Origin of the sequence: Flavobacterium macacae, from assembly GCF_003865365.1 — a bacterium.
Classification (GTDB): Bacteria; Bacteroidota; Bacteroidia; order Flavobacteriales; family Flavobacteriaceae; genus Flavobacterium; species Flavobacterium macacae.
The window spans coordinates 17,220-27,858 of the sequence record NZ_RQVR01000025.1 but is presented as its reverse complement, the minus strand read 5'-3'; the positions used below and the strand labels follow the sequence as shown (position 1 = coordinate 27,858).

Here is a 10,639-nt window from a genome sequence, read left to right as displayed (position 1 = left end):
AGGGATGGAATCACAACCGGTTCCGTTCAACCAGGGCTTCATTGTTGGCTTTTCAAGCCCAACCTTAGCTGTTGGCGGTCTGCCCTTTTTTATTTGAGGCTACAAATTTCATCAAAATTAAAAGCATTATTTAAATATGGAAATTCATAATCAAATCTTTGAATTTTATCTTTTCCGTTTTCAACTACATTTTTTATTTTAGCCTGAAGTTCTTCAATTGTATTAATTTCAAATAAAGGTTTTACTTTTTCGAAATGCCTTTTTGAAATTAATTTTTCTAGAATTTGTAAATTATAGATATGATAAACGGTTGTTTTAGGAAACCATCTTGGCCATCGCCAAGGATCAGTGAACTCTGTCCTCATTAATCCGATATAGTAAAGTAGAACATCTGCCTCTCTTAATTTTTCAAAATTATATTTAGTATTGTCAGCTCTTTGTTTGATTAAATCTGCGGTAATACTTATTCTGCGCATTTGAAGGCGTTCATTTCTAATTTTATCTAGAGATTCAATGTACTGATTAAACACCAAATATGTGAACGGTTCAGTTTTATTTAATCTTTGATTGAATATTATAAAGTCATTATGTAAAATTTGCCCAAGTTCTACATATTTCTCTTTTTGAATTAAAATAGTTGCTATGTATAAAAATAGTTCTTCAATAAAAAATTTATAGTGGTCATTCATAAACGGACCAATTAATCTTTCAGGATACTTTATTGAATCTCGCTTTTGCGAAAATTCTACTAAATTTTCAAGAAAAGTATTGAGTTTTTCTAAATCTAATGAATAAGTACAAACTGTCTCGAAGAAAGATATAAAATCATCTCGTAATATTTTCATCTCTTCAATACGTAATTGAACAATATCATCTACATATTGAGTTGTTAAATTCTCTTGTGTGATTTCAAAATCAGCTAAAGCATCTATAAAAGTTGAGTAGTAATCATCAATTAAAATTTGAGAATTCTTTTTTTCGTTTATTAGAGAATTTTGAATTGTTTTAACTTTATTTGAAGTCCTTAAATATACTGAATCTGTCTCTAAAATATATGCTGGAGGATTGCCTCTTGGAGGTCTTTTAGTAGCTGGTTTGTCAAACAAGTTTCTCATTAATTTTTCGTACTCATCTTCAAAAGTATCATCATTACTTAAATCAATATATATTCTTGTTTTAATAAAAGTTGGCACGTATTCATTACCATCAATATTCCTTTCAAATATTATTGGAATAAATTTAGTTTGTTCAACTTTGCTGTAAACTTCGTCTGAAATAATCAAACTTTCAATACCAACTCCTCCAGATTTGCTGTTGGCTTTTTCAGTATATTCTTTATTGCAAATAATTAAAACCCTTTTTACGTGAGGATCATTTACCATTTGTTCCATAAACTGATACTTATCTTGACCTTCTGCTAAGTTCCATTCATCAATGATGACATTCACTCCTTCATTTTCTAATCTTTCAGCTAAGCTTATTGTTTTTTGTCTATTTGAGATAGGTTGCCAACTGTATGAAATGAATACTTTTGGTGCGTCGATTGATGTTGCCATATTTTCTTATATATCTTTAATGTTCTCGTTCAGGTAGGGTTGCCGCCAATGACCCCTAATCTTTGTCGTCGTTCTGAAAGGAGTTTTTACTCCTTTTCGGAATGCGTCAAAGGCGACAGTTGGGAGAACGTCGTGCGAAAGCAACTATGGTTTCCCAGCTGTCGGCGAAGCCGAGCGGTCATTGGGAAAAATTGTCCCGAAGGGCGATTTTTCCCAACTAGTATATATGTACAACTAAATCATACATGTACCCCTAATTTTGGCTGTATACCCGCTACTGAGCAGCGATATTTTATACAATAATAAACAAATTAGCAATACGTTCTTTATAGAAAACCGTAAACGTAGGGAAAATAGTGAAAAATAATTTATGGTGGAGGTTGTAATTTGTTACAGTAACTTCGTCAAAAAAAAAGGTGTAATAGCCTCTTGAAATTCTTCTTGCTCATTTATCGTAAACCTCATAAGGGATGGATGTAGCCCGGTTCCGTTTAACAGGAGTTTCATTGTTGGCTGCAAGCCCAACATACTCTAGCTGTAAGCTGCTGCCCTTCTCACCTTTTGTCTATTTGTTATTCATTGCAAGTGTCAATAGAAAAAAACTTTCTGTCAACGCTTTAACACTATGAATAATATTTTCTTGTAACGCTATCATCTGTCTTTGTTCCAAATGAGTAATTTGTTCATCTGCTGTAAATTCTATTTTACCTTCTATTACTTGAACACTTATTACCCCATTAGCCTTGTGCGGTTTTAGTTCTGCATTTTCGTGTAGTCCTATAAGCACAATTCTCATACGATCCGATTTGAAAAGTGTAACAGAATTTCGGTCGCTGTCAGTCCAAGTAGTTTCACTTTTTATTTGTTTAATAACTTCTTCTAAATTCATTTCTACTAACTGTGCATTTAATATGTGTTCACCGTCTGGTGGTTGTGGTGTTGCATCATTTGATTTATTTTCCATTTAATTTTGGTTGTTATGAGTGTTTAATTTTTCTATCAGTTTTGTTGTCACTTCGTCTGATGAAGTGCCGTAACCATTAACTAAAGTTCCTTTTACTTGGAATTTTGAAGATGAAATGGCGTAAAGTATGGACTGATATTCAGGGTCAGAGTCGCCCTCAAAGCGATAGACGTGGTCAATTTTAAAATCGTCTGGTGATAATGTAATATTTGTTCTATTGCATATTAAACATTCGTCCTTTATGTTAAAGTCGTGTGTGTAACCTAACTTAACAAGTCCGTTTATGGTTTCTGACAATGTGCCAAAATCTTCGTTTAAATTTTCATTATTCATATTTTAAAGGTAGTTTTAATTTATGGTGATGTTTCGTTGATGTGTTGTCGGTTAGGGTTGCGGCTAACGGAAACGGCTAAAAGATGGTTGCGTCTTGATGACCTGAGTAATTTCTGCAAGTTATAAATATAAATGGAAGAACAAAGTTCCGGTTTGCAAAAAGCAGCAACTTATTTTAGCCAATGTGTGTGCCCTGCATCCGCAGGACACACAGTGTCGAAGAAAAATTCGAAAATACAAATTTCGGATTAAGAATCATAATTACGGAGTGTTATTTTTCTAGAGGGTGTAAGTCCCTTACCAGCGGATTGAAAACCCGAATCGTTAGCATGTCGCAAGGTGGTTTATCGTGAGGTATGCACTGAAGATTATTGCGAGAGCAATACCTTCCTTAAAAGTTCCGGTACTGACGAACAGAATTTAGCGAAGCGATATCACGAAAACAAAAAACAAATATTAAACAGTGAGTAAATGTCATAGGAGGCAAGTTAAAACGGATAAGCGTCCACAGCAACGCAACGTCCAAAGATTACCAAAATTTTAATTTGTAGATGATGCAGGAATTGGAGGAAGGAAAAAGCGGTTACCAGGGGAGGTCTTGACAACTACGAGTTGGTTAAGTCAAGAAGTCAGCAGCGGTCATAGTACTTGTGGCAAACGAGGTGCGAATAGAATGCACAGGTCTCACAAGCAAGGAAGGACCGAACACAAAGAGGTTTCCAATGGCTAAAAGAATCGCAAGATAGCTTTAGCTAACGGAAACAGATTGAAACAAAACAAAGATGATTGAACGCGTAGTACATCCTTATGAGCTTCAAAAAGCATTGGAACACGTTATTGCCAACAAAGGTAGTGCGGGAGTCGATGGCGTTTCTGTACATGAAATCCGCAAGAGATTCACCGATAAGAAACTGCAACTTATAGAGCAAATAAAAACAGGAAGCTATCAAGGGCAACCCATTTTAGGGATTACAATTCCAAAGGGAAACGGAAAGACCCGATTACTGGGAATTCCTACAACCATCGAAAGAGTGTTGCAACAAAGCGTGGCACAAAATCTTGCACCACTATTTGAACCTGAATTTAAACCCACTAGTTATGGATTTAGACCCAATAAGAATGCCCGACAAGCCGTTGGACAAGCAAGGGAATACATCCATAAAGGGTTAAACCACATTGTAGATACCGACTTGAAGAATTTCTTTGACGAAGTGGATCATTGTTTGTTGCTGAATTTAGTGTACCAAAAAGTGAAGTGCAAAACCACGATGCAACTCATTCGGAAGTGGCTCAAAGCACCCATTAAAATCAACGGAAAACTACAAAAACGAAGAAATGCTTCGCATTCACGAACACCAAAAAAGCAATAAAAAAGCGTGAGTAAAGGCCGTTCCGCAAGGAAGCCCATTACGTCCGCTTTTGTCAAACATCTTACTTCATCAATTGGATAAAGAGCTGACCAGAAGAGGACATAAATTCGTTCGTTATGCCGATGATTTTAGTATTTACTGCAAGAGCCACAATCAAACGAAATCCACCAAAGTTGTGGTTGAGAAATTCCTAAAGAACAAGCTCAAACTAACGGTCAATCAAGAAAAGAGCGGTGTTCGAAAACCCGTCAACTTCACGATTTTAGGCTTTAGTTTTGTACCTGTTTACAAAAAAGGAAGCAAAAATCAATACCAACTTGTGGTAGGAGAAAAGGCATGGAAACGCCTAAAAGAACGACTGAAAAGCATTACCCGACCCGAGCTTTTGCGAACTGGCGAAGCAAAAACCACTCCAGCAAAATTTGACGAGCGATTAACCAAAATAAAAGAAGTACAACGAGGATGGTTAACCTATTTTCGGGGTACAAATATAATGGGGAAATTGCGAGACATAGACAGCTGGCTACGAATTTAGCGAAGCGGTATCACGAACACAAAAAAACAATAGAAAAAAGTGAGTAAATCGTCTGCGTTATTGCATTTGGCACGATTGGAAAAAACCCGAGAGAAAGAGGAAAAACCTCATACGATTGGGAGTTGACCAAGATCACGCTTATGCTTGGAAGGGCAGAGCGTTAAGAAAATGTCCATTGGACATTTTTAGCGAATGAGCCAGGCGGCGGATGGGGAAGGAAAGGCGGTTGGGCAATCGCTCAACTGCGAAGCACATCACGAAGACCAAAATTTAAATATTAATTTGAGTAAAGTCCTATTTTAGGCACAACCATTACCCTAAATCGCTTGAAGAAAAGAGGATACTTGTCCTTAACAGAACTATACATCCAACTCAATCCATCTCTTTGTGAACCGCCGAGTACGTGACCCGTACGCTCGGTGGTGTACTCCATCTGTTATTGTTTTTTTGGTTTTCGTGAATATAAATATTTGAGAGGCTCTCCCCGCTAGCTCTAGCGGGGCAGTCTACTCGATTATATGCCGTTTCATGCGTAAGGAAGAACTCGATGAAGCCATTGTTTCGCTTTTCCAGTATCATATTGTTCTAGACATTCAATCGCTTTGTCAATATTATAATACAAACTTGCTACTTTTTCTCTTTTGAATTGTGTTCCATCCCAACTTGATAATTGCTTCGCAGCATAAAAAAAACCTTTTTGAATATTATCACCGTAAAAATTCATCGCAGTTATTTTTAATTCGAGTTCGTAGGAGTCATATGGAAAACCATTATAACAATTCCAAGCTTTTAATAAGCGAATTATGGGACGAACAATTTGATTATATCTTGTATTTGCCTCTGTGAGCTTTGTTTTTACATCACTTGGATCGGTTATTTGCCACCCTGAAGTTTTATCAGGAATGTACAATGTTGAGCCTCCCCATGAATATGTTGTTTCTTTAGCCGGAACTAAATCAAAATGAATATTTCCCAAACGAATAGTAACGGTTGGAAATGAATTTACAACTTGTGAACCATATCTATCTTTATAGTGTTTGTCAGCAAAAATCTTTAGCCAAGCCCTATAAGTTTCTGGAGTTCGTTCATAATCGGTATGATTGAAAACTACCATAATATCTATATCGGATTTGCTATCTATGGACCGAGGGAGAATTGTGTCCCTGTCATAAGAACCAAAAATGAATCGTCTTTTAATTAGCATTCCCCAATCATTATCAAGGTTTTTCAAAAGATTATCTTTCGATGTATTAATTCTTGTGATTTCCGTTGAATCATTTTTCAAGTAGTATGAATAAGATAAATCTTTTAAGTATGTATCTATTGATGCTGACATATTTATAAATTTAAATCATTTTCTGTGTAGGTTTCTTCACCTGATTCGATTCCGTTTTTAGCTTTTTCGTAATCAGTACTACTTGTAGGAAAAGATTCAGCTTCTTTATTTACATCGTCAATTTCTATTGCGACTTCCTCGATTTTAGCAATTAAATTTTCGTTTGATATCGCGTTGTCCGCAATATATCCTTGGAGTCTATCACATTTTTTCATAATTGATAAATATCTATTTCCAATTCTTCGATGACCTTCAACTTTTTTTTGAGGATTTAAATAGGTTTGGAAGCCACTTAGAAATGCTGCAATCAAAGCCAAAATGATTGGAATAAATTTGATCCAATTAGTCACGCTGTCAGTTAAAACGTAAAATAGAACTGAACCAGTTAGTATATTTAACGCGACAAGTGGAACCCCAATATTGTAATGTATTTTTTCATGCCTTTCTGCGGCATTAAAGTGTTTTTTCTTACCATATAAGGCATCGACTTTTATTCGTTTCAATTTCTCTGTAGTATGATTCATGAAGGTTTTTTTAAGAAATGGCATATAATGACCGCTCGGCTTTGTCGTTGTTCTGAAAGGAGTTTTTACTCCTTTTCGGAATGCGTCAAAGGCGACAGTTGGGAGAACGTCGTGCGAAAGCAACGATGGTTTCCCGACTGCTGGCGAAGCCGAGCGGTCATTGGGAAAAATTGTCCCGAAGGGCGATTTTTCCCAACTAGTATATATGTCTTACAAAACCAGGCATATACACCTAATTTTGGTTGTATACCCGCTACTGTGTAGCATATTTTATACAATAATAAACAAATTAGCAATAGGTTCTTTACGGAAAACTGTAAACGTAGGAAAATAGCGAAAAATAATTTAAGGTTGTAGGTTGTAATTCGCTATTGGATGTAATAGGCTACGGTAACTACTTCATAAAAAAAAGAGGACTACTAATCCTCTTGAAATCCTTCTAAACCTTTTACGACAACTCCATAGGGATGGAATCACAACCGGTTCCGTTCAACCAGGGCTTCATTGTTGGCTTTTCAAGCCCAACGAATCCCTAGCTGTTGGCAGTAGTAGTTTTATATTCTTGGTTTTTCGTTAAACAGGTTTTCAATTTGTATTCTTTCTGCAAAGTTTTCAAGTTTTAATTCTGATTTTGTTGAATTGAACAAATCCTTAATTTTTTTTGCGTTTTCAGGATGAATAATTTTACAATTTGAATATTCATAATCATTAAAATATTCCCCAAATCTATTCAATAAGCTCTCTCTTGAAATAAGGACATTTTCTTGAATTTTTCTAAAAAACTTTGTGTAAATTTTAGTTAGTAAAAAATAGTCAGAATTTGGAATTAAGTTTGGAATATGTTCTGTCCAACTTGAAACTGTAATTACTTTATTTTCTGCTTTTGTTTTGAAAAAGAAAATTTTTGGCACAAAATAATTTCCGCCAAGTTTTTCTTGTATTTCATTTCTGTGAAAATTATATTTCCAAATTTCGTTAGATTTTTCAATTTCTAAATAACTGTTTTGTTCTCCAAAATGTTCAGAACTTGAATTTAAGTTTGTTGAGTTCCAATTTTCAAACAATTCCTCTTTTTTAGGTTTATATGGAACTTCTTTGTCAGATTGGGGATTTGAAATGTAAACATCTAAATCATTAATTATTCTTTCTATAAATAAAAATACTTCAGTTCCAAAAAAACTTGGACGCAAAAAATTCAAAAATAAAGAAAAATTTAAACTTTCAAAATCTTGGTAATTTTCTACAAACTCAGTTTCTTCTTCGTCAATTTCAGTTTCGCTTTTCTCAATTATGAAATAAACTTCGGTATCTTTATTTTGAAAAAACCATTGGCCTTTTTCTTCTGCAACTAAATTTTCAGATAAATAATGTTCAATTTCTTTTTCGGTTAATTTGCTTTCTTTTCTTTTAAAAAAGTATAAATCGTAACTCATTTTTGTTCTTTTTTTTTGGTACTATTACTGCCAATGACCGCTCGGCTTTGTCGTTGTTCTGAAAGGAGTTTTTACTCCTTTTCGGAATGCGTCAAAGGCGACAGTTGGGAGAACGTCGTGCGAAAGCAACGATGGTTTCCCGACTGCTGGCGAAGCCGAGCGGTCATTGGGAAAAATTGTCCCGAAGGGCGATTTTTCCCAACGTTAGGTCGCTAAACGCAGTTGCTGATCAAAGCGAACTGAGTTGTGTCTGCCAAGATAAAGGTTTTTCGTGAAAACAAAACTTCCGGCTTCCGAAAATTCAGCAATTGCGTTTAGCGGCGGTTATGAGCTGGTTTTATTTTCGTAACACTTTTATCATTCCATCTGCGCCAAGTTTTCCATATATTTTTAGTGCTTCTTCTTTAGTGATAATTTGGATGTCTTTAATGTTCATTTTTTCGAGAATTTCAAAAAGCTGATTTAGTTCATAATCTATTATTGTGTAATCAAGGAATAATAGTGGATTTGGACCAATTTCTCCATTTTTAATTTTCTCTTCAAGGAAAGATTTTACATTGTAAGTTTTTTGACCTTTTTCGTTTATTGAATAATCGGAATCGTTTTTAATATTCAATTTATTTTCTCTAATAATTTTCCAAAACTTCTCTGACCATTGTCCATTATCCCAAACTGCTTTTTTTGAGTAGAGAATATCTTCCATGATGCTTTTCTCTGTTTTTTGTTCAATTAGCAAGCTTAACAAAAAATGCATATCCATTGGCCATCTTGTCGCTTCAATTTTTTTTATGAAATTTTCATTAAAAGGTTTTAAGTCTTTTTTGTAATCATCTTTAAGGACTTTTAGGAAGTTCCATAAATCTCCAGATTCTAATTTTACAATACTATCCGCGACAGAATTTTCAAATTCTGCTTTCGGAAGTTTGTAAAGTTTATCGTAATTATCTTCTTGACAAAAACAAAAAAATGGAAGTAACAAAAAAATGAATATTCTCATAATTTGCAGATTTTTCAAAAACTAGCTCATAACTAGTGTATATGTCTTACAAAATCAGACATATACACCTAATTTTGGTTGTATACACGCTACTGCGTAGCGATATTTTATACAATAATAAATAAATTATCAATAGGTGGATTACGGTTTTCCGTAAAGTACAGAAAAATTAAAAAGGGAAAGTAGAGAAATGTATGTCTCTTAGGTTTTGGAACTGCTAATATAAACGAATTTTCTTATAAGCCAAAAAAGATGCCTAAGCATCTTTACTATTATCAAAAATATCACTTTCAAAAAAATCTTTGAGGCTAATTCCAGTCATTCTGCAAAATTTGCGAATGGTATATATTGAGGCGCCTCTTTTGTTTGCTTGACTTTCCTAGTGATTTAAAATCTGTCTGTCTATTTGTGCTCTTCTGAAAATTTATTGAACTTCAAACTAAGCTGGAATATTTGAAGCTTCCCTCTTTGAATCGTTTTGTTTTTAATGTTTTATCTGGACACACGTCGTTATTTCTTAGGTTTTGCGAGATATATCCCCATAATTTCCATGTATTCTTTGTAATTAAATTTAAAATCAAATAGAATGTTTGGCTCGATTCCTGCCGCTAAGCTAATTTTTATAAGAGTAGAGAGTTTAGGCATGTGCTCTTTATTAATTAGTCTATAGACTTGACGTCTGTCAATATTTGCAGCTGCTGCAATTTCAGCTACATCCAATCCTTTTTTTTCAATTAAAGTTAAAAGATTGTCTGCTAAGGCGATAAAAAATTTGTCGTCGATATGATTCATTTGTTAAAATTGACATATTTGTCACATTTATCATTGACATATTTGTCACATGTAATATTTTTTTTATAGATTTGCTGTAATTCATTGAATTATGAATTATTTTTGCGACTCTTCATATAAAATATTTGAAGCATTCGCTTTGAATCTCGTATCAGAAAATTGGCATTTTTTAATACCACGAGAGGATAAGTAAGATGCTCACGACCTAGGCGTGGGCTCACTTATTTGTGGTTGGGTATGCCAATGCCTCTGATACAATAAGCTGAGTTCCGCGCCTTTTTTATGGCCATAAATTAGGTAATCCCAGCTATCTTCAAGGCATTCTTCCTTTTTTTTAAATAGTTTCGCAAACGATTGCGTTGTTTTTTGAAGGCCGTTTTTAGATCCGTCGGGCAGGCAGGAATTTTACTTACGTAATAAGGTTCCCGCTCCCCGCATCCGTTTCCAGTGCCATCAATCAAAATTCGGGAATCCAAAACAGCAGACACAAAAAGAAGGTCATTGGCACAGGCAAGCCCCAGTCCAAAGCAAACGGCAACTAAGCACGAATCAAAAAATTAAATAATCAAAAAAGATCCCCACGGCAGTCCCTGCGTCCTACAAAGTAGTTTTTAGAATAGAAAAGTTGGGTTAGTTAAGGCAGGGCGCAGGCCGGCTGTTGTGAAAAAAAATGTTTCGGCAAGGTTTCTATGTTTTTTAGCTGGGTGCTATGGCATCGGCTTGGGAGAGGTCTGGCAAGTACTAACACTTTAAATTAAATGCCTATGAGAAACGGGCAGGTCCTGATAGCTGCAATATC

At 34.9% G+C, this 10,639-nt stretch carries 10 protein-coding genes; 2 read left to right on the top strand and 8 right to left on the bottom strand.

The features are described 5' to 3' along the window. Window positions 1-89: 89 nt before the first annotated feature. The 3 genes from EG849_RS14650 to EG849_RS14640 all read right to left on the bottom strand — a co-directional run bounded on the left by EG849_RS14650 (window position 90) and on the right by EG849_RS14640 (window position 2,853). Window positions 90-1,556: a toll/interleukin-1 receptor domain-containing protein gene (locus EG849_RS14650; protein ID WP_125014063.1), complete on the bottom strand. Its 1,467-nt coding sequence runs from the start codon at window positions 1,554-1,556 to the stop codon at window positions 90-92. 565 nt (window positions 1,557-2,121) lie between these two features. Further along, window positions 2,122-2,520, bottom strand: a complete 399-nt coding sequence (locus tag EG849_RS14645; protein ID WP_125014061.1) for a cupin domain-containing protein — start codon at window positions 2,518-2,520, stop codon at window positions 2,122-2,124. Then, on the bottom strand, window positions 2,521-2,853 hold the full coding sequence (locus EG849_RS14640; RefSeq protein WP_125014059.1) for a phosphoribosylpyrophosphate synthetase: 333 nt from the start codon (window positions 2,851-2,853) through the stop codon (window positions 2,521-2,523). It abuts the gene before it with no gap. Window positions 2,854-3,635: 782 nt separating this feature from the next. On the opposite strand from EG849_RS14640, the gene EG849_RS15990 reads away from it, so the two are divergent. Together EG849_RS15990 and EG849_RS15985 are read left to right on the top strand one after the other, a co-directional pair. Next, window positions 3,636-4,223, top strand: coding sequence for a reverse transcriptase domain-containing protein (locus tag EG849_RS15990; protein WP_262680288.1), 588 nt, complete (start codon window positions 3,636-3,638; stop codon window positions 4,221-4,223). A 49-nt stretch (window positions 4,224-4,272) separates the two neighbouring features. Further along, on the top strand, window positions 4,273-4,758 hold the full coding sequence (locus EG849_RS15985; RefSeq protein ID WP_262680286.1) for a reverse transcriptase domain-containing protein: 486 nt from the start codon (window positions 4,273-4,275) through the stop codon (window positions 4,756-4,758). A 526-nt stretch (window positions 4,759-5,284) separates the two neighbouring features. On the opposite strand, the gene EG849_RS14630 is transcribed toward EG849_RS15985, so the two are convergent. The 5 genes from EG849_RS14630 to EG849_RS14610 all read right to left on the bottom strand — a co-directional run bounded on the left by EG849_RS14630 (window position 5,285) and on the right by EG849_RS14610 (window position 9,840). Next, on the bottom strand, window positions 5,285-6,094 hold the full coding sequence (locus EG849_RS14630; protein WP_125014057.1) for an SMODS domain-containing nucleotidyltransferase: 810 nt from the start codon (window positions 6,092-6,094) through the stop codon (window positions 5,285-5,287). A 2-nt stretch (window positions 6,095-6,096) separates the two neighbouring features. Next, entirely contained in the window at window positions 6,097-6,618 is a 522-nt protein-coding gene (locus EG849_RS14625) for an SLATT domain-containing protein (RefSeq protein ID WP_158611958.1), read from the bottom strand. 554 nt (window positions 6,619-7,172) lie between these two features. Further along, window positions 7,173-8,051, bottom strand: coding sequence for a hypothetical protein (locus EG849_RS14620; RefSeq protein WP_125014053.1), 879 nt, complete (start codon window positions 8,049-8,051; stop codon window positions 7,173-7,175). A gap of 337 nt (window positions 8,052-8,388) precedes the next feature. Further along, window positions 8,389-9,048, bottom strand: coding sequence for a hypothetical protein (locus EG849_RS14615; RefSeq protein WP_125014050.1), 660 nt, complete (start codon window positions 9,046-9,048; stop codon window positions 8,389-8,391). Between the two features lie 510 nt (window positions 9,049-9,558). Then, window positions 9,559-9,840 carry a helix-turn-helix domain-containing protein gene (locus EG849_RS14610; protein ID WP_125014048.1) on the bottom strand — a complete coding sequence of 94 codons (282 nt, stop codon included), beginning with the start codon at window positions 9,838-9,840 and terminating at the stop codon, window positions 9,559-9,561. Between the last annotated feature and the right edge of the window lie 799 nt (window positions 9,841-10,639).

Excerpts from the sequence above, each read along its gene's own strand:
- EG849_RS14650 (WP_125014063.1), bottom strand. The coding sequence starts at position 1,556 with ATGGCAACATCAATCGACGCACCAAAAGTATTCATTTCATACAGTTGG.
- EG849_RS14645 (WP_125014061.1), bottom strand. The coding sequence starts at position 2,520 with ATGGAAAATAAATCAAATGATGCAACACCACAACCACCAGACGGTGAA.
- EG849_RS14640 (WP_125014059.1), bottom strand. The coding sequence starts at position 2,853 with ATGAATAATGAAAATTTAAACGAAGATTTTGGCACATTGTCAGAAACC.
- EG849_RS15990 (WP_262680288.1), top strand. The coding sequence starts at position 3,636 with ATGATTGAACGCGTAGTACATCCTTATGAGCTTCAAAAAGCATTGGAA.
- EG849_RS14630 (WP_125014057.1), bottom strand. The coding sequence starts at position 6,094 with ATGTCAGCATCAATAGATACATACTTAAAAGATTTATCTTATTCATAC.
- EG849_RS14625 (WP_158611958.1), bottom strand. The coding sequence starts at position 6,618 with ATGAATCATACTACAGAGAAATTGAAACGAATAAAAGTCGATGCCTTA.
- EG849_RS14620 (WP_125014053.1), bottom strand. The coding sequence starts at position 8,051 with ATGAGTTACGATTTATACTTTTTTAAAAGAAAAGAAAGCAAATTAACC.
- EG849_RS14615 (WP_125014050.1), bottom strand. The coding sequence starts at position 9,048 with ATGAGAATATTCATTTTTTTGTTACTTCCATTTTTTTGTTTTTGTCAA.
- EG849_RS14610 (WP_125014048.1), bottom strand. The coding sequence starts at position 9,840 with ATGAATCATATCGACGACAAATTTTTTATCGCCTTAGCAGACAATCTT.